The 17,053-nt window shown below is 65.2% G+C and carries 26 protein-coding genes and 4 tRNA genes; 20 read left to right on the forward strand and 10 right to left on the reverse strand.

The genetic code is table 11. The features are described 5' to 3' along the window. Position 1: 1 nt before the first annotated feature. Entirely contained in the window at positions 2-280 is a 279-nt protein-coding gene (locus tag AWB94_RS12740; RefSeq protein ID WP_062655674.1) for a hypothetical protein, read from the reverse strand. After that, positions 277-1,068 carry an inositol monophosphatase family protein gene (locus tag AWB94_RS12745; protein ID WP_062655675.1) on the reverse strand — a complete coding sequence of 264 codons (792 nt, stop codon included), beginning with the start codon at positions 1,066-1,068 and terminating at the stop codon, positions 277-279. Before AWB94_RS12745 ends, AWB94_RS12740 begins: the two co-directional genes overlap by 4 nt. A gap of 164 nt (positions 1,069-1,232) precedes the next feature. Here AWB94_RS12745 and AWB94_RS12750 point away from each other — a divergent pair, with 164 nt between their 5' ends. Next, entirely contained in the window at positions 1,233-2,006 is a 774-nt protein-coding gene (locus tag AWB94_RS12750) for a GntR family transcriptional regulator (RefSeq protein WP_062655676.1), read from the forward strand. Positions 2,007-2,114: 108 nt separating this feature from the next. Here the strand turns inward: AWB94_RS12750 and AWB94_RS12755 are convergent, their stop codons facing one another. Then, entirely contained in the window at positions 2,115-2,534 is a 420-nt protein-coding gene (locus tag AWB94_RS12755; RefSeq protein WP_062656115.1) for an acyl-CoA thioesterase, read from the reverse strand. Between the two features lie 66 nt (positions 2,535-2,600). Beyond that, a complete protein-coding gene (locus AWB94_RS12760) occupies positions 2,601-3,197 on the reverse strand; it encodes a TetR/AcrR family transcriptional regulator (protein ID WP_062655677.1) in 597 nt (198 codons plus the stop codon). Between the two features lie 88 nt (positions 3,198-3,285). Between AWB94_RS12760 and AWB94_RS12765 the strand changes: the two genes are divergently transcribed. After that, positions 3,286-3,951 (forward strand): peroxiredoxin-like family protein, encoded by a 666-nt coding sequence (locus AWB94_RS12765; protein ID WP_062655678.1) that lies wholly within the window; start codon positions 3,286-3,288, stop codon positions 3,949-3,951. Between the two features lie 397 nt (positions 3,952-4,348). Here the strand turns inward: AWB94_RS12765 and AWB94_RS12770 are convergent, their stop codons facing one another. From AWB94_RS12770 to AWB94_RS12795, 6 genes are all read right to left on the reverse strand, one after another. Then, positions 4,349-4,657: a hypothetical protein gene (locus AWB94_RS12770; protein WP_131805228.1), complete on the reverse strand. Its 309-nt coding sequence runs from the start codon at positions 4,655-4,657 to the stop codon at positions 4,349-4,351. Positions 4,658-4,971: 314 nt separating this feature from the next. Then, complete coding sequence (locus AWB94_RS34620; protein ID WP_131805229.1) at positions 4,972-6,387, reverse strand: Rv0964c family protein; 1,416 nt, start codon at positions 6,385-6,387, stop codon at positions 4,972-4,974. A gap of 9 nt (positions 6,388-6,396) precedes the next feature. Beyond that, positions 6,397-6,711, reverse strand: a complete 315-nt coding sequence (locus tag AWB94_RS12780; RefSeq protein WP_131805230.1) for a WXG100 family type VII secretion target — start codon at positions 6,709-6,711, stop codon at positions 6,397-6,399. Between the two features lie 246 nt (positions 6,712-6,957). Further along, positions 6,958-7,034: transfer RNA gene (locus AWB94_RS12785), tRNA-Phe, on the reverse strand. A gap of 47 nt (positions 7,035-7,081) precedes the next feature. After that, positions 7,082-7,155: transfer RNA gene (locus tag AWB94_RS12790), tRNA-Asp, on the reverse strand. Positions 7,156-7,191: 36 nt separating this feature from the next. After that, positions 7,192-7,264, reverse strand: a tRNA-Glu gene (locus AWB94_RS12795). Positions 7,265-7,422: 158 nt separating this feature from the next. Between AWB94_RS12795 and AWB94_RS12800 the strand changes: the two genes are divergently transcribed. The 18 genes from AWB94_RS12800 to AWB94_RS12880 all read left to right on the forward strand — a co-directional run bounded on the left by AWB94_RS12800 (position 7,423) and on the right by AWB94_RS12880 (position 16,739). Next, a tRNA-Lys gene (locus AWB94_RS12800) sits at positions 7,423-7,498 on the forward strand. 399 nt (positions 7,499-7,897) lie between these two features. Continuing rightward, on the forward strand, positions 7,898-8,080 hold the full coding sequence (locus AWB94_RS12805; protein WP_062655682.1) for a MerR family transcriptional regulator: 183 nt from the start codon (positions 7,898-7,900) through the stop codon (positions 8,078-8,080). After that, positions 8,077-8,487: a hypothetical protein gene (locus AWB94_RS12810; protein ID WP_062655683.1), complete on the forward strand. Its 411-nt coding sequence runs from the start codon at positions 8,077-8,079 to the stop codon at positions 8,485-8,487. The genes AWB94_RS12805 and AWB94_RS12810 overlap by 4 nt, the downstream gene beginning before the upstream one ends. Then, positions 8,487-9,002: a hypothetical protein gene (locus tag AWB94_RS12815; RefSeq protein WP_062655684.1), complete on the forward strand. Its 516-nt coding sequence runs from the start codon at positions 8,487-8,489 to the stop codon at positions 9,000-9,002. The genes AWB94_RS12810 and AWB94_RS12815 overlap by 1 nt, the downstream gene beginning before the upstream one ends. Before the next feature lie 67 nt (positions 9,003-9,069). Then, on the forward strand, positions 9,070-9,198 hold the full coding sequence (locus AWB94_RS36100) for a hypothetical protein (protein WP_264021027.1): 129 nt from the start codon (positions 9,070-9,072) through the stop codon (positions 9,196-9,198). Further along, positions 9,195-9,977, forward strand: coding sequence for a hypothetical protein (locus AWB94_RS12820; RefSeq protein ID WP_131805231.1), 783 nt, complete (start codon positions 9,195-9,197; stop codon positions 9,975-9,977). Before AWB94_RS36100 ends, AWB94_RS12820 begins: the two co-directional genes overlap by 4 nt. Before the next feature lie 160 nt (positions 9,978-10,137). Then, positions 10,138-10,458: a hypothetical protein gene (locus AWB94_RS12825; RefSeq protein ID WP_062655686.1), complete on the forward strand. Its 321-nt coding sequence runs from the start codon at positions 10,138-10,140 to the stop codon at positions 10,456-10,458. A 142-nt stretch (positions 10,459-10,600) separates the two neighbouring features. Beyond that, positions 10,601-11,146 carry a 3'-5' exonuclease gene (locus AWB94_RS12830; RefSeq protein WP_064961271.1) on the forward strand — a complete coding sequence of 182 codons (546 nt, stop codon included), beginning with the start codon at positions 10,601-10,603 and terminating at the stop codon, positions 11,144-11,146. After that, the gene (locus AWB94_RS12835) at positions 11,143-12,063 is read left to right on the forward strand and encodes a YqaJ viral recombinase family protein (RefSeq protein ID WP_234811728.1); all 921 of its coding nucleotides are present in this window, start codon (positions 11,143-11,145) and stop codon (positions 12,061-12,063) included. The genes AWB94_RS12830 and AWB94_RS12835 overlap by 4 nt, the downstream gene beginning before the upstream one ends. Then, positions 12,060-13,358, forward strand: coding sequence for a recombinase RecT (locus tag AWB94_RS12840; protein ID WP_062655689.1), 1,299 nt, complete (start codon positions 12,060-12,062; stop codon positions 13,356-13,358). Before AWB94_RS12835 ends, AWB94_RS12840 begins: the two co-directional genes overlap by 4 nt. Then, positions 13,355-13,585: a hypothetical protein gene (locus AWB94_RS12845; protein WP_062655690.1), complete on the forward strand. Its 231-nt coding sequence runs from the start codon at positions 13,355-13,357 to the stop codon at positions 13,583-13,585. Before AWB94_RS12840 ends, AWB94_RS12845 begins: the two co-directional genes overlap by 4 nt. Further along, positions 13,578-13,946: a hypothetical protein gene (locus tag AWB94_RS12850; RefSeq protein WP_062655691.1), complete on the forward strand. Its 369-nt coding sequence runs from the start codon at positions 13,578-13,580 to the stop codon at positions 13,944-13,946. The genes AWB94_RS12845 and AWB94_RS12850 overlap by 8 nt, the downstream gene beginning before the upstream one ends. Further along, a complete protein-coding gene (locus tag AWB94_RS12855; RefSeq protein WP_062655692.1) occupies positions 13,946-14,296 on the forward strand; it encodes a hypothetical protein in 351 nt (116 codons plus the stop codon). Before AWB94_RS12850 ends, AWB94_RS12855 begins: the two co-directional genes overlap by 1 nt. After that, positions 14,293-14,682 (forward strand): hypothetical protein, encoded by a 390-nt coding sequence (locus tag AWB94_RS12860; protein WP_062655693.1) that lies wholly within the window; start codon positions 14,293-14,295, stop codon positions 14,680-14,682. The genes AWB94_RS12855 and AWB94_RS12860 overlap by 4 nt, the downstream gene beginning before the upstream one ends. Beyond that, complete coding sequence (locus tag AWB94_RS12865; protein ID WP_062655694.1) at positions 14,682-14,891, forward strand: hypothetical protein; 210 nt, start codon at positions 14,682-14,684, stop codon at positions 14,889-14,891. The genes AWB94_RS12860 and AWB94_RS12865 overlap by 1 nt, the downstream gene beginning before the upstream one ends. After that, positions 14,888-15,073 carry a hypothetical protein gene (locus AWB94_RS12870; protein WP_062655695.1) on the forward strand — a complete coding sequence of 62 codons (186 nt, stop codon included), beginning with the start codon at positions 14,888-14,890 and terminating at the stop codon, positions 15,071-15,073. Before AWB94_RS12865 ends, AWB94_RS12870 begins: the two co-directional genes overlap by 4 nt. Continuing rightward, positions 15,070-16,314, forward strand: a complete 1,245-nt coding sequence (locus AWB94_RS12875) for a DNA cytosine methyltransferase (RefSeq protein WP_062655696.1) — start codon at positions 15,070-15,072, stop codon at positions 16,312-16,314. The genes AWB94_RS12870 and AWB94_RS12875 overlap by 4 nt, the downstream gene beginning before the upstream one ends. Continuing rightward, positions 16,311-16,739 carry an ASCH domain-containing protein gene (locus tag AWB94_RS12880; protein WP_062655697.1) on the forward strand — a complete coding sequence of 143 codons (429 nt, stop codon included), beginning with the start codon at positions 16,311-16,313 and terminating at the stop codon, positions 16,737-16,739. The genes AWB94_RS12875 and AWB94_RS12880 overlap by 4 nt, the downstream gene beginning before the upstream one ends. Positions 16,740-17,053 lie beyond the last annotated feature (314 nt).

Here is a 17,053-nt window from a genome sequence, read left to right on the forward strand (position 1 = left end):
GTCAGCCTCCGAGGGTTTCTGCGAGCGGTTCCAGCGAGTCGTCGTCGAGTTCGCCGCGGATGTCTTCGACGATGTAGAAGGCCGTCAAGGTCAGCCCGAGCACCAGGGCGTCGATGATCCAGTACATGATCGCGAACGGGATGCCGAGCACCACAGCGGTGCTACCGCTGCCCCACAGGTAGAGCGGCGGAAAGATGGCGAACAGCAGCGCGACGGCATAGAGGGTGCCGAAGAAGATGACGATCGACCGGCGGCTGAGCCCGCGAATGAAATCTTTCACAATGGAATTCCTTGTCGCTCGGGGGTTTCGGATCCCACATGGGACAACAGCGTGTCGTGGAGAAGACCGTTGCTGGCGATTCCGTTGCCGGCGTCGAATACGCGTCGACTGTCCAGGCTGGTGAAGCGGCCGCCGGCTTCCTCGATGATGACCGGCATCGGTGCCAGGTCGTAGGGTTGCGCTCGGTAGTCCACCACGGCGTCGGCGTGTCCGCAGGCCACCATCGCGTATCCGAAGGCGTCGCCCCAAGTGCGCACCACGGCACCCTGGCCGTGCAGGCCGTCGATGATTCCGGGATCCCAGTCCTCCAGCCAGGTGGCCATCACGTACGCGCCGTCGAGGGCGTCGTGACGCGAAACCCGCGCCGGCGCGCCGTTTCGCCAGCACCCGCCACCGCGCTCGGCGTGCACCAGGGTGTCGGCGCTGGGCAGGTTGATCAGCCCGAAGACGATCTCGTCATGCTCCTGGACGGCGATGAGATTGGCATACAGCGGTACGCCGCGGATGAAGGATTTGGTTCCGTCGATCGGGTCGACGATCCACCGATACGCCGAGGTGCCCTGGGTGTCGGGGTATTCCTCGCCGGTGAAACTGTCCGAAGGAAACGCGTCGGCCACCGCCTCGCGCATCGCCAACTCGATCTCCCGGTCGGCCCGGGTGATCGGCGATCCATCGGTCTTGGCCTGGACCGACAGGTCCGGCGTGGCGAAGTACCGGCGGGAGATATCGCCGGCGACCTCGGCCAGCTCGAGGGCGAGCCGGACACGATCAGCACGGTTGTCGCTCACACGTAACACCCTTGGGATGAACCATTTCTGGTTCATCGAGCCACTTGTAAACGTTGCGTAACACATCCGACGCGGATCTTTACATCGCGAACACGCGGACACGACATGCCCGGGCTAGCGTGACATGACGGTCTCCGCGCGGGTAGCGCAGGAAGGGGTACGTCATGCTCGTGCACGAGCAAGCGCAGCAGGCCCTGCGTCGGCTGACCGACGAACTCGCCGAGCGCGGTGAGCACCGGTTGCCGACCGAACGCGCGCTGGCCGAACGCCTGGGAATGTCGCGGACCACGGTGCGCCGGGCACTTGATCTGCTCGAACGCGAGCAGCGGATTCGCCGGGTCAAGGGCCGTGCCGGCGGCGCCTACCTGACCAACGTGACCCAACGCGACGCGTCACCGCAGGCGGCCCGGCCGTTCTGCCAGTCACACAGCATCGTGCGCAGCTTGAACACCGTGAAAGGTATCCCGGAGATCCTGCACGATCAGGGCTTCCGGGACGGCACCACCGTCATCCGGGCCGGATTGGTGGCGGCGCCGGAACCGGTCAGTTCGGCCCTCGGGGTCGCCGACGGCGAGGCGGTGGTGTCGCTGCTGCGGTTGCGGCATGCCGACGGGGAGACGCTCTCCCTGGAGCAGATGTATCTGCGGCCCGAGTTGGCCGGCGTGTTGCGCACCGGGATGACCTCGGTCTACCGCACATTGCATACGCAGTTCGGGCTGCAGATCTGCGTCGCCGACGAGTCCATCGAGGTGGCCAGCGTCTCCAGCGCGGAAGGCAAGCTGCTCGGGCGGCCCGCCGGCACGCCGGTCCTGAAACTGGAACGCCGGGGATTCGACCAGCGCGGCCGTGCCTTCGAGTACTCGGTTGACCTGTTCCGCGCCGACCGCACCCGGCTGCACGTGCGGACGCAGTCGCCGGTGACCGCGCAGGCGATGTGACGCGAGGAAGTCACGCGTGGATCGACACACCGGGAACCGCTGATCAAGTCCGACTCATACAGCATTCTGCTGGACGCAACCGTGCCGTGTTGGTCACCACGGTCATCCTCAGGGTTGGAGATTCACGAGGCGGGTAGCCGCGACCGCACTCAGGGGTGTCGCGCGGTGAGTCTCGTCGTCGACTTGCACGATGACCGTACGCGCGATGGCTACGCATCGGTCTCGTTGAAACAGGGCTTGCGCCAGCGTGAATGAGGTGCGGCCGACCGACTCAACGCTCGTGCCGATCGCGACCTCGCCTGGCCAGATCAACTCCCCCCGAAAGTCCAGCTCCAGACGGGCAATGACGAAGGACTTGTTCGGTTCGACGATGCCACCGTCGGAAGCGTAGAGAAGTTCGACGCGACCGGTTTCCAGCGCCGTCGAAAAGACCGAATTGTTGACGTGCCCTTGCCGATCAGTATCGGCGTAACGCAACTTGTCGTAGGCATGCAAGGCGAACTGTGACAACGTCGGGGCTTCGTCCATGGCGGTGTCCACTTCTGTCGGTTGATCGCGGAGCGGTCAACACAAGGCGTGACCACCCTGGGATGGTCATGCGGCGGCGAATGTCGCGACGTGGTCGATAGCGGTGCTGAGTGCGGTCTTCAATGGTGTGCCGTCGCGCTGCACTTTCGCGAGCAGCAGTCCGCCTTGCAGTGAGGTCAGCAGCGCCGTGGCCAGCTGGTCGATATCTGCGCTGTCGACCAGCCCGCCGCGGTCGCGGATGGCGGCGAGGCCGCTGCGGATCGCGGCTTGCCAACGCTGATAGCCAGCCTCGACATCTTCCCTTGCGGCGCTGTCACTTTCGGCCAGCTCACTACCCAGCGAGGCCAGCGGGCATCCACCGCGAAACCCGTTGCTACGTTGGATGTCCACGATGGCCGCGGCCCAGTTGCGCAGCCCGTCGAGAGAGTCGACCCGCGCCAACATCGACTCCTGAAACCCGAGAATCGCGTCTGCCTGATAGTCGATGACCGCGCGGGTGAGCGAGCGCTTGTCCGCAAAGTAATGGTAGAGCTGCGACGCGCTGACTCCGGCCGCGGCCTGAACATCCTCAGTACTGGTCCCGGCGACCCCTCGCTCATACATCAGCGCTGCCGCGGTGGCCACGATGCGATCGCGGGTGGCCCGCCCCTTCGGGGTGGTCATCTGACGATTCTATCTTTTTGGAGTTGACAATCCAAAAACAGCGGAGTTTTCTGGAGTGATTGATCCAATAGACCAGGCGGAGGCCGAGATGACTACGCACACACCTACGATCAGCGAGCAGGCCCACGCCGTGGCTGCTGGCTCCGCGGCGAGGCTGCCCGCAGACGTCGTATCCGCCTTCACCGCCGAACAAGCCGCACTGGAGGCTCGAGGCGTTCCGCTCGATGTCGTTGCCGCGGGAACCGGTATGCCCGACGGCGAGCTGCTCGACGTGCACGGTGCCCCGACGTCGCTGACGCGATTGCGCGACGGCCGCCCGGCGGTGGTGGTGTTCTATCGCGGGGCGTGGTGCCCCTACTGCAACATCGCGTTACGCACCTACCAATCTGAATTGGTTCCCGCGCTCAGCGAGCGCGGCGTCGAGTTGATCGCGATCAGCCCACAGAAGCCCGACGGTTCGCTGACTTCCGCCGAATCCAATGACCTGTCCTATTCGGTGGCGTCAGATCCAGGCAATCAGATCGCCACCGCTCTGGGGATTTTGACCGAACCCTCGCCCGACACAATTGCCGCACAAATCACGTTGGGGCTGGACCTCACCGAGGTGAATGCCGACGGTGGCAAGGCTCTGCCGATGCCCACCGTCGTCGTCCTCGACGCGGCGGGCATCATCCGGTGGATCGACGTGCACCCCAACTACACCACCCGCAGCGAGGTGCCCGACATCCTGGCCGCCGTCGACGCGGTCAGCTGAAACCCTTGGCTGACAACGCGTTCCTCGTCACCGGCACCAACGCCGTCGTCTGACCGCCTGATAGACGACCCGGCGGCCTTGTCTTCGGTGCAGCCACTTGGAATCGATCGACACCAGCGCTGCGTCGGAGCACAAGCTGTCGCACACGCGCGAGATACGCGCCATCGTGTTAGCGCCGCCTTCGGTAGCGCCAATACTGCCCACGGTCGATCCACAGCGGCCGCCGAGCCCCCGGCGGCGTATCTCTGGCGGGGATCTCCTGCGCAGCCGCCAAGCGGATCGGGGGCCGTCGACGATGCGTCGTCCGAGCATCGCCGCAGTGTGGGACGGACGCTGTGCCAGTCCAGAGCGTTGCCCGTGACTTGCACCATTGTGAGAATCTTCGACTCTGTGCCGGCTAGATTCCGATCGCCTTGCCGATACTGAACACGCCTATGAATATGACCAGTGACAGGGGGGCCGATAGCCAACCGATCAGCATTCCGCGGCCCACTTGGGCATATGTTCCGCGACGTAACGTCAATACGTACGAGATGACTAAATCGAGAGTCAAGAGCGGCAGGTAATACTGGTACCCGCCGAACATGCCCAAGACAAAGAGCCAAATGCAAAGATTAACGAGAAGGATATTGGCAAGTGCGGCAACAAAACTGGCTGGCCCGTACTTCAGTGTCATTGATGCCCCAGTCACCATCTCAATACCCATAAGCTGAAGATGATTCCCCCCAGAAGAACGACAACGGACGAGCCGATCACGCTAAGCGCGAATCCCCGAGCTCGCGGCGACCGTCGGGTGAGCAAGACACCCCCGAACAAGACCATCACCACCGTGCTGACGGCCAGACCGGTCAAGAACCAAGCGCGTTCGTGTTCTGGAAACAGGGATAGCTTTCCCAGCGCCCACTGAGCGATGAGCATCGCGCCCAGGACAAGCTGGGCCGTGAAGGGTGCCGACCACGTCGCGGAGGACCACACGCGGGAGCTATCTGGTTGAGCGGTGGAGGCTGTCATGATCCTTGCTCAGAATTGCGCGGGCCCAGTCGGAATGGGCACTGACGGAGGGTTTGCCGCAGAGCCGAAGGGCGTTGACGGCAGCGGGATCTTGACATCGTATTTGGGATTCCATCCACCTGTATCAAAAGGCGCGAACGCGCTTCCTCCCGCACCAACGTCGTGGTGGTAGGGCAGGTTAGCGATCGGCCCCCACCCTGCACCGCTGGCCGCTGGATCGATGAGGACCGTTCGCGTTGACCCACTCGGCAGGTCTTGATAGACCTCGAAAGAGGGATAATCCGTTCGCGTTCCGTCCACGCGGACACCCCCTTGTTGCGGAGTGAACACCAGATCGCCGTTGACAGTCCAGGCGTGATCGCCGGCTGGCCAAGGCGGATCCTTGGCAATGCCTGGCGCAAATGGGTTCGCAGCGTCATATTGGATGCGAACCGCCCCGTCCGGTGTCTGCCATACTTTGCCCTCCGGTGTACCGATCTTGACCTGGCCCGGCCCGCCCTCGCTACTAAGTTCGACCGACGGATTCTGTCGCATGACAACAATGCCGTTCTCATAATCGATATAAGTCGTAACCTTCGTGTCTTCAGGGTCAAAGCTCGGGCTGGCCGTCCTGTTATTCCCAAAATCCCGAGTGCCTGGCCCGCTGATCACATCTCTCTGCTCGATATATTGCGAGGCGCGGACGACCCCCTGGCCAGGTACTGGATTAATTCTCACCACTTTGATCTGGGGTCCAACGCCCTGGTACTTGGGGTCATAACTGTTCGGGTTGAGCGCCTCAGCGGTAGACCAGTCACTCGGACTTGTAGGCAATCGGCCAAACACCTTCTCGAATGCCTCCGCTGAGGCACGCACCCGGGCCGGGTCGTCGCGCCTCACCGTGCCATCGGGCAACGGCGTAGGGGCACCATCCTTCAAATCAGGGGTTGAACCGCCAGTCGCGGCCGCAATCGCCCGAGCCAGATCGGCGTCTACAAGTTCACCAGCCGCAAGTACGGCCGCAATCTCCGCCCGCAAGTCTGCAACCTTTGTTGCCACCCGCGCGGCGTACTCCTTCGTCATGTGGCTTACGTCCGGCGGTATCACCTCATTGGTGGACTCGTTTACTTCCACCGGAGGGCTCTCGGCTGCGTAGTCGAGGATGCTCTTGATTCTTCGCGCCACATCTACGGCGTCTTTGTGGGCGTGCTCCATTCCCGTGGCGCCTTTGGCCAGGTCTTCCGCCGTGGCTTCGTGTTCCCGGGCGGTTGTCTCCATCCCTACCCGGGCCGCGTTTCCACCGTCCCCTTCCCAGGTGGACGCCTTCATCAGTGAACGGTAGAACTCGGCCGATTTCGTGTGGTTCCCTGCGGCTTCGCGAGCAGAGCTCGCAAGGTCCGCGATCTCGGGTGGCCAATCTTTAAGCTCTTTCAACGTCAGCGGCATCCGACCGCCTTAAAGCGCCGAGCCAGCGCCGTCGATCGCGCCGGCGCCGTCACCATCGGTTTTCAAATAGGAAACCGCAGCCTCACGATGGCCACTTGCGTGCGTGGCGAAATGTTCGCCATAGCGAACGCTGTCAGCGTCCCAGGCAGCAAGCATCGCCGGCAGGGCTGCACTCGCCAAACCGGTGCCCAAGACCGCCTGGCTCGCCTGCGCGTGCACGGCGTGATGCGTTGCCATGAAATCGCTTGCGTGACCCTCAATCTGACCAGCTACAAGGTGCAGCTCAGTTGGATCTACCTGCAATGGTTTGAATGTTCTTGACAACTTTCCCCCTACCCGAAAGCAGAGTTTAGTCCAAGATCACACCGCCACTGCCCGCCAATCGGGCGGTGAATGGTTCTAAGACGCCAGCACGATCCGTTACGCGCGCGGCAGAACAAGCGGCAATTCGGCGGGTACTACCCTCCATCGCTGGTGGAGGGGGCTTCGAGTGTTGAACGATTCAGCAGCCGGAAGCGGAGCCCGACCACGGACGAAACAAAACCCGCTGCGCCAGCCGGGGTTCACATATGGTGGCCAGGGCCGGGATCGAACCGGCGACCTTCCGCTTTTCAGGCGGACGCTCGTACCAACTGAGCTACCTGGCCGGAAGGCGCCGGTCTCTCGACCGAGCAAGCCTTACGCCGCAATACTGCGACCCTGACGGGACTCGAACCCGCGACCTCCGCCGTGACAGGGCGGCGCGCTAACCAACTGCGCCACAGGGCCTTGCTTTTCCTGCGTGCTCCGCGTTTCCGCGTTGCGTACCCCCAACGGGATTCGAACCCGTGCTACCGCCGTGAAAGGGCGGCGTCCTAGGCCACTAGACGATGGGGGCCTAATCCGAATTCCTCCGGGGTACTCGCAACTTCGTTCCGTTGGGAGCTTCGATAGCTTAGGACACGGCCGCCAGAAATCCCAAACGGGGTCCCCTCGCGCTGCTCACCCCGGCCCTGCGGCGGCCCCGCGACGGCAGGCAGTATCCTGTTCCTCCACGCCCCTATAGCTCAGTCGGTAGAGCTACGGACTTTTAATCCGCAGGTCCCAGGTTCGAGCCCTGGTGGGGGCACCATGCGAGGACCGCCGTCGCCCCCGCCGTTGGGCGATGTGCGGCCGGTCATCAGCCAGTAGTCGTTGCAGCCCGTCCGGTCTGCGATCTTCAGGCAGACCTCGTCGAGGTCGCGCGGACGACGGCCGGACAGCTCCCATTCACGCCACGAGCCTGCGGGTAGAGCGCATGCGATCGCGGCCTCTTTGATATTCCAGCCCATGCGCTGACGAACCAGCGCCAAGCGCGCACCGAAGGTGCTCGCATCCGGCACCCACCGTTCCACACTCGCATCAGTAGTCATACGGCGAATATCGCACAACTCGCGCATACCGCGCAACAGGTGCTCATGCGTGATGTTCCGCGCTTAATTCCCGCAATTCGCGCTTGACGCGACTTCTCACGTCATGTAGACCTATCCGCATGCCCGAAGTCACGTATATGACGACTTCTCAAGTCGCTGACAAGTTCGGAGTGCTGCCCTCCACTGTGCGGAAGTGGGTCGCAGAAAACAAGCTCAAGCCCGCCGTCGCCACACCAGGCGGGCATTACCGATTCCACCCTGACGACATCGACGCGCTGCTGACCGGCAAGGCCAGCGCGTGACCGCGGCCCGGAACGCGCTCGACGTGCCGACCACCCTCACCGACACGCCGCCGGCCGATGCGCCGCCGGCGCCGATCTGGCGCGACGAGGCGAGCTATCTCACTGTGTGGGTGAACGGCGGACTCATCGAGATCAACATGGGCGACGGATGGTCAGGGCGGCTGCTGCCCGACGAGGTCGCCGCGCTGCCTGCTGAGTTCGCGCGGGCGATCGAGGAAGCGCGCGCGTGGGCGGCCCGCTGGGACGTCTACACCGGCACCTACCGCCCCGCCATCGTCGAGCTGGTCGCGTGCGTCGTGTGCACGTCGACCGACTGCGTCGTCCCGTTCCTGAACACGCACGTCTGCGCGAGCTGCTTCAACACGGCCACGCTCGGCGACGTCCGCGACGCAGCCGAGGCCCGCTGATGGCGTGGGGTGCGGCGTACGAGACGCCGGACGAGCAGGCCGAGAAGCAGGCGCAGCGCGAAGCCGCGGCCCGCGTCGACCAGCGCCGGCAGATGTCGGCCTACGAGCAACAGGCCATCGACGTGCTGCGCGAAGCTGCCACTGCGCTATCGGCGATCGCCGAAGTGTTCGTCGCGATGAACGAGCGCGAGATCGCATCCGAGCGGGCCGTGTCCGACGAGGACATCGAAGAGCGGGCCGCGTGCCTGTACTACGCCGCGCACGGTGATCACGCGCGCGCGTGGGAAAGCCTTCCGCTGACGCCGATTCCGGGCGGCCTGCGCGAGTTATTCGTCCGAATGGCGCGAGCGTCGTATGGACTTCGGGACCAGGGCATCACCGGTGGGGAAGCCGGAGATGCCAGCGCCGGGCCGGGCGATCCTTCCGGCCCGGCGCGCCCCGAGACCTACCGCTGCTCCGAAATGGAATGCCCCGGGCATCTGGTCTATCCGGACGATTCGTCCGACTCCAACTGAAACGGCGAAACGCCGGCCCCGCTGCATCGAGACCGGCGTTCCTAACCATCCATGGGAGGTAACCCCAATGCCGAAGAGTGTAGACGACATCGCCGATAACACGCCCGCAGAGCCGCCGCAGCCGACGTACACGCTCGGCGAGCTCGTCGAAATGTACTCCCGCACAGTCATGCTCGGCGTCGGAGCACTCCCGTGACCGACCCGACATGCAGCGCGACGGAGCGCTGCCAGAATGCGCCGGCCGAGTGGTCACGTGGGATGTGCAAGAAGCATTACCGCGCGTGGCTCGCCTACAACCGGCCCGTAGACAACGAGATCGTCCGCGCCCACATTGAACGCTGCCGGGCCGCAGGCATGGGTGTAATCCGGATCGGCCAACTGTCCGGCGTGCAGGCCCGCACAGTCCGGCGCATCACGAGCGGCTACGGCATCCGGACGACTGCCGGCATCGCCCGCGCGATTCTCGCGGTGAACCCGGATGTCGATCGCCCGGCTCACATGAACCCGATCGGCGCCATCCGTCGGATCCGCGCGCTCGCCGCGCTCGGCTACACGCGCAGCCAAATCGCCGGCGCAGTAGCGAATTACCAGATCAACCTACATAAGTACCTGACCGGGTCGGCCGCGTGGGTACGGCCGGAGACCTTCGATCGGATTGATGCCGCATACCAGACGCTCGGTGCGCAGCCGCTGCCACAGGGCCCACATGCCGACACTGCCCGCCGGATTGCTGCTGCTCGCGGATGGCTGCCGCCGCTCGCATGGCAGGACGGCGAGATCGACGATCCCGACGCGCAAGGCGATCCCAGCGTCGTGCTGAAGCCGTCCCGCTCGGTGCCTTCCGACTTCCTCGACATCGTCGCTGATCACCGTGAGCACGTCGGCCGGACCGACGCCGAGATCGCGAAGCGTCTCGGCATCACGACCGAGACGCTGAAGTTGCGGATCCGCCGTATCGAGCGGAGCGCTTCATGAAGTGCGTGATGTGCGGACTTGAAGCCCGACTGACGAAAGACGGCCGATACCAACTTCATTCCGGCCGCCGGATCCGTGGCCGCCGCCCGTACTGCCCCATGTCGGGCGAGCCCGTGCCCGACCAGTCACTCGACATCAACCGCGTGAAGGACGCCATCGCATGCTGAAACAGTTGTTCTCGATCCTCCCCGAGGATCCCGAAGACGAGTCCACCTACGAACACCCCTGGTGGAATGCGCATTACGAGTACAGCGGCACTCGGATCCGCCTCATTGTCGGTGATCTGTTGGCCGAGAGTGAGCACGAAGGTGGCTCGCACGGCGGTCTTCAGTTCGGCTTCTCGCTCGACCTGGCGCAGGAAGACATCCCGGAGTTCTACCTACCCGACCGGCCGAACGCGAAGTATGACGTCCACTCGTTCTCGCTGATCTTCTGGCGGTGGGGCATCTACATTTCGGTGCGCGGGCGGGTGTACGCATGAGCCGGAAGCCGCACGGAAACCGTGAGTTCCACGACGCATCGGATCCCCGCTGCGCGGTGCACGCACAGTCCAGGGAGCCTGCCCGGATCGAACGGCGCTGCCCGAAGTGCCGGCCCCTGCGCGCACGCCGGGCGGTGCGGCCATGACGACCGTCTTCCTCGACACCGAGACGCTGGGCACATCGCGCCGGGCGCCGATCTGGGAGTTCGCCGCGGTCCGCGTCGACGACAACGGCGACCAGGTCGCCAGCGAGCACTTCCAGATCATCCACGACCCGAAGCTGATCGATCCTGATCTGCCGCAGTCGTTCCGGGACGACTACGCCCGCCGCTACAACGAGAGCGACGCCGTGCCGCCGAAGCTCGCCGCGAACGCGATCGCCGACATCGTCCGCGACGACGCGGTGATCGCCGGATCGAACCCGGCATTCGACATGGAGAAGATCGACCGCCTGCTCGGCCGGTGCGGCATCACCCCGAGCTGGCACTATCACCCGTTCGACGTGCCCGGGAACGCGGTCGGCTGGCTCGCGGCCCGCGGTCAGCTCATCCCCCGGCCGTGGAAGTCCGACGCCCTGTCCCGGGCGGTCGGCATCAACCCGGCCGACTACGACCGCCACACCGCCATGGGCGACGTCGAATGGTGCTGGGACCTCTACATCGCCATCACGGGCGGTGATCACTGGTGAGCATCAAGCACATCGCGGTCAACACGCCCCGCGACCCGGGGTGGATTCAGCCCGGATCCGACGCACATCTGCACACCATCTCGCCGAGCAAGGTCGGCGCCATCATGGGTCTGTCACGCTGGGAATCGCCGCGATCGCTCTGGCTCCGGATGAAGGGCCTGATCCCGGCCGAGGAACCGAAGGACGCCTTCGACACAGGGCATGACATCGAGCCGTACGCGGCGAACGTCTACCGCCGCCGGATGCCGGGCTGGCGCCTGTCCCCCGGAGAAGTGCAGTTCGTCGTCGACCCCGAGCACTTCGGATTCCCCGCTCTCGCAACGCTCGACCGCCGGCGCGTCCGCGGCCGCTCCCGCGGTGTCCTTCAGATCAAGCTCGCCCGCGACCTGACCGACATGGAGAAGTTCGGCGACGACTTCACCGGCGACCTGCCCGGCGACTACTGGACACAGGTGCTGATGGAGATGGTATTCACCGGCTGGACCGATCAGCCCGGGCACCTGCTGGCCCTCGGCCCGTACTACCAGGACCGCATCTACGAGGTTTGGTACGACGGCACAGCGAAGCAGGAAGTTGTGTTCATCATCGACGAGTGCCGCCGCTTCTGGGACTCGCTGGCCGGCGATATCCCGCCCGAGCTCGACGGAAGCGTGCCGACGTACGAGGCGATCCGGGCCCAACATCCCGAGATTGAACGGGACACCGAAGTTGAGCTGACCGCGGAACTTGCCGAGGAATTCGTCGCCGCCACAACCGATCTGAAAACAGCCGAAGAGACAGCGCGGCTCGCGAAGTCCCGCGTGCTCGACGCCATGAAGAAGGCACAGTTCGCCACCTGCAACGGCGCGCTGATCGCCCGCCGGCAGCCGTCATCGCGCGGATCCGTCGCGCTCTACTCCGCGAAAGGGAAGAAATGACCGACACCACCACCGCCACAGCCGAGGACCAGGCCGAAGATCTGCTCGCCGCAGCGGAACGCGCACAGCGGGAAGCCGGCGCGAAGACACTCGCCACGATCGAGCCGGAGCAGGTGCGCTTCAACGAAGACCAGCTCGCGATCCTGCGGGCGCTCGGTGTCGAAGACGCATCCGACGGCGACCTGAATCTGTTCTTCCACTACTGCCGCACAACGGGTTTGGATCCATTCCGCAAGCAGATCTACATGATCGGCCGGAACACGAAGATCACCAGGTGGGTCGACAACGCGAGCGGCGAAGGCCGGCGCAAGGTTGAAGAGTGGGTCACGAAGTACACGATCCAGACCGGCATCGACGGGTACCGACGCAACGGCCGCGAAGCCGCGAAGACTCTCGGTGACAGCCTGCGATTCGAGGGCCCGTACTTCACTGGTGCTGACGACTTCCACGTCACCGACGACGGACAGGTGATCCAGCACTGGCGCACAGTTTGGCCGGCTGGCAGCGTCCCGCACGCCGCGCGTTACGTCATCTACCGCAACGACGAACCGTTCGAAGGCATCGCCCACTTCGACGAGTTCGTCCAGACCAACGCGATCTGGGAAGGCGAAGGGCGCAACCGGAAGATCGTTGGCGAAGAGCCGAATTCGATGTGGCGCAAGATGCCCCGCAATCAGATCGCGAAGTGCGCCGAAGCTTTGGCCTGGCGGCGCGCATACCCAGATGACTTCTCCGGGCTCATCCTCGAAGACGCCGCTCAGCCGACCGTGATCGACCCGGACGGGAACGTCGAGCAGGAAGGAACACCCGAGCCACGGCGGCCCGGCTCCGGTGCGGCCGCCGCCCGGGCGGCCCGTGAACGCCGCACGCAGCAGCGCGGCCAGGTGGTCGACGGCGAAGTGATATCCGAAGAATCGCCCTCGGATCCGGGCGCGAATCCGGAACCGGAACAGGCCACCGCGCCATCCCCCGCTGACGCGCCGACCTCGGATCTGCGCAAGTCGATGCGCGACCAGCACAACAAGGCGATATTCGCGACGTTCGGCGAACTCGACCTGAACGGCGACGACCAGCGCGACGACCGCCTCATCGTCTGCCGCGAGATCGTTGGCCGCCCTCTCGCGTCGACGAAAGAACTGACCGACGACGAGCTTCAGAAGCTCCGAAATGGTTTGATCTCCCGCAAGCAGGCCGGCACCCTGCAAGCCGACGTCACCGAGTGGATCAACGCCGCCACCGTGGCCGAGTACGAAGCACAGCAAGCCGCCGAGGACGCCACGAAGGACGAAAAGTGAGGCGCGGCGACGCGTTCACGCCCGAAGGGCCGCTGACGCTCGGCGACATCCGCGAGATCGCCTACACCGCCAAGGGTGACGACTCGCAGATCGTCGAAGTCCGCACCCCCATGGGCCCGGACCGCCGGCAGGTCACGCTCACTGTCACCGATCAGCGGTGGCATCCCCCGAACGCTGCTGCGCCGCAGCAGGACACCACCACCGAAGGAGAAACACAACATGGGTAAAGACGCCACGACAGCGTCGGATCACAAGTCGACCAACGCGCTCGACGACATCGACACCGGCGGCACCCCGATCGGATTCTCGTTTGGATCTCGCACCATTCGGCTCGACACCGTGCCGGAGATGGACGAGACGTTCATCATCATGCTCAAGGCGCAGGTCACCCGAGACGGCAACGCCCGCAACGCGCAAGGCGAACTGATCCCAGTCCGCACGGTCAAGATCCTCGACGGCTGGGAGCCCGGAAAGAAACCCACCAACGGCGCCGACCCCAATCAGGGCGAGCTCTACCCGACCGACCCGGTCACCGGCGGGCCCACGGAGGAAGACGGTTCGGTCGACACCGGGGGTGGCGAAGACTGATGCGACACACCCCGGCTCTTGCGGAGCGGCAGCGCGCGGCCATCGTCGCGCTGCTGCTCTCGCTCATCGCCTTTGGCACCATCATCGCCGCCGCGATCATCTACTCGGCGTGGTGGCTGCTACCGACCGCCATCGTCTCGTGGCTGGCCGGTGGTCACCTGGCCGCGAAGACCTTCGCGATGTTCCTGACCGCGGCCCAGCAGAAGGTCGCCACGGTCGTCGCACACCCGGATCCGCTGGCCGGCCCCCGCCCCGACCCCTTCGCCGACCTCGGCGCACTCGGCGCCCAGCGAGGCGTCGAAGTCATCGAAGCGGTCAAAACCGCCAGGCCAGAAGGGAATCCCCGATGACCGCTCCGCTCACCCGCCAGTTCGAAATCGGTGCCGTCGTCACCGTCCTCCACGGCGACGAGAACCAAATCTTCTGCCCCCTACAGCAGGTGTACGACATCCTCGGCTTCATGACGGGCGACGTCCCGACATCCGAGCCGAACGACATCGACGGCGTCGACAGCATCGGCGAAGCGATCGAACGCTGCCGCCCCCATCTCGCCGCCCTGTTCCCCGAGCTGGCCGCCGAGCCGGAACCGGTCTGGCCGGACGTCAGCGACCCGTCGATCGAAGCGGAAGTCGTCACGTGGCTCGTGCAGCTCGGCGTGAAGTACCACGCCCCGTTCACGGTGACTCAGTTGCCGGGCATCACCCGGGCCGCGATGCCATGGGAAGGGGACGCCTGATGGCCGTCCACGTGCACACCGGCTACACCAGCCCGAAAGAGCCGCACCGGCACCCGCTCGCCGACGACTACACGGTGACGCCCGAAGGCGTGCTCATCCTGTCGACAGGCCGCTGCGGTTCGGTCGCGGTGTACGCGCCAGGACACTGGACACGCGCCGAGATCGTCCGGAACCGCGGCGCAGACGGCAGATTCGTGAAGCGCTCATGAGCTACCGCGGCGACCAGACCGAACAACTCGCACCCGGCACACGGCTCGGCCCCGACGCGCACGGCGTCATGCACGAGATCACCAGCGCCCGTTACGACGAAGCCACCGACACCACGAAGGTCACCACCCGCAAGCTCGAAGTCACCGGCCAACGCCTGCGATTCCAAGGCGGCCACGAGTGAAGGTCGGATCCCTGTTCTCTGGCGCCGGCGGGCTGGATATCGCCGTCGAGCACGTCTTCAGCGGCCGCACCGTGTGGCATTGCGAGCTCGACTTCATCGAGGACAAGAACGGCCGCCGGAGGCCAAACGCTGCCGTGAAGGTGCTCGCGCACCGCTGGCCGGGCGTGCCCAACCTCGGCGACATCAGCACCGTCGACTGGTCGACCGTCGAACCCGTCGACGTGCTGTGCGGCGGGTTCCCGTGCCAGGACATCAGCGCTGCGGGAAAGCGCGCAGGCATGGGCGCCGGTACGCGATCAGGTCTCTGGTCCGAATTCGCCCGGGCAATCGATGAATTGCGGCCGCGCGTAGTGGTCATCGAGAACGTGAGGAACCTGCTCAGTGTCGAAGCAAATCGCACAGTGGAACCCCAAGCGACAGCTATGGGAGACAGCGACGCTAAGCCTGTTCTCCGAGCACTCGGAGCCGTACTCGGAGACCTTTGCGACGTCGGGTATGACGCGCAGTGGGCGACTGTATCCGCTGCCAGTGTCGGAGCTCCGCACTTCCGGGAGCGGGTGTTTGTCGTCGCAACTCCTGCCGACACCAGTCACGCAACCGGCGACGGGGAACGGACACGCACGGAATCTCGGCGCGGAAGTTGCGCTGCTGCCGAGTCCGCGTGCGATGGACGGACATGCGTCGATGACGGCGCCAGCAGCCCGGGCGCACGTTGCGGACGGGAATGGATCGCTGGCGGAAGTGCTGGGCGCGAGCCTGTTTCCTTAGACCTGCTGCCGACGCCCGCCGCATCACGGTCAGGCCGGAACCGCTCAGCGAGTGACGATGCTGCGGTCCGGCCGTCGTTGGACAGCATCACAGACTTGTTGCCGACGCCGAACGCGAGCGACGGGTCTGGGGGCGGCCAGCACCCTGATCAACGCGAGGGACACAGTCGCCAGTTGATCGACTTCGCGCTGCTACACGGGACCGACCAGTGGGGCAAATACGCCCCCGCGATCACGCGATGGGCGTCGTTGACCCGCCCCGCACCATCACCGACAGAGCCGAACACCAAAGGGAATCCTCGTCTGTCCGCGCCGTTCCCCGAGTGGATGATGGGCTGGCCCGCCGGCTGGGTCACCGCCGTGCCCGGCATCTCCCGCAACGACATGCTCCGCATCATCGGCAACGGCGTCTGCCCGCAGCAGGCCGCTGCGGCGCTGTGGCATCTCATCCCGATCAGCGAGGTCGCAGCATGAAGGCACTGACCGTGCAGCAGCCGTGGGCGTGGGCGATCTTCCACGGCAAGAACATCGAAAACCGGACGCAGCTCTGGAAGTACCGCGGCCCGTTGGCCATCCACGCCGGCATGCGCTGGTCCGACCGCGGCGAGAACAGTCCGCTCGTCCGCGCGGCCTTCCGGCAGCACGCCGACGACACTCGGCTCGCCGACGAAGCCGGCGCGATCATCGGCGTCGTCGACCTCGTCGATTGCCACTACACCGCCGGATGCTGCGCACCGTGGGGCGAGCAAGGTTACGCAGCCGCCAGCCGCCAAGGCCGGCGCATCACACACCTGGTCCTCGAGAACCCCCGCCAGCTCGCCGAACCGATCCCCTGCAAAGGCGCGCTCGGCCTGTGGACACCACCCGCCGACATCACCGAAGCGCTGGCCCGGTCATGAACAGGGCGCTGCTTCTGATCGACATCGCCGACAAGGCCGCCGGCACCGACCTCACCCTGGCAACAGCGATGGGATGGACCCGCGCCGAGTACGTGCAGGCGATCCACAACGCGCTGAGATCACGATGCGGACTCACTCGATTACCCGCCGCCCCGGCCCCCGCATCAGCATGGACACCGCCCCGCAAGCGCATCCGACCGCGACCGATTCGGGCGCGACGAACGAAGGCGCGCAAGCTAGCCGAGACACCGGTGCGTCAGCAGCCGCCCCTCGCGCACCGGCCCCTGCCCAGCGGCCGCGCCACGGTTTGTCGC

This window comes from Mycolicibacterium canariasense (genome assembly GCF_002101555.1).
Classification (GTDB): Bacteria; Actinomycetota; Actinomycetes; order Mycobacteriales; family Mycobacteriaceae; genus Mycobacterium; species Mycobacterium canariasense.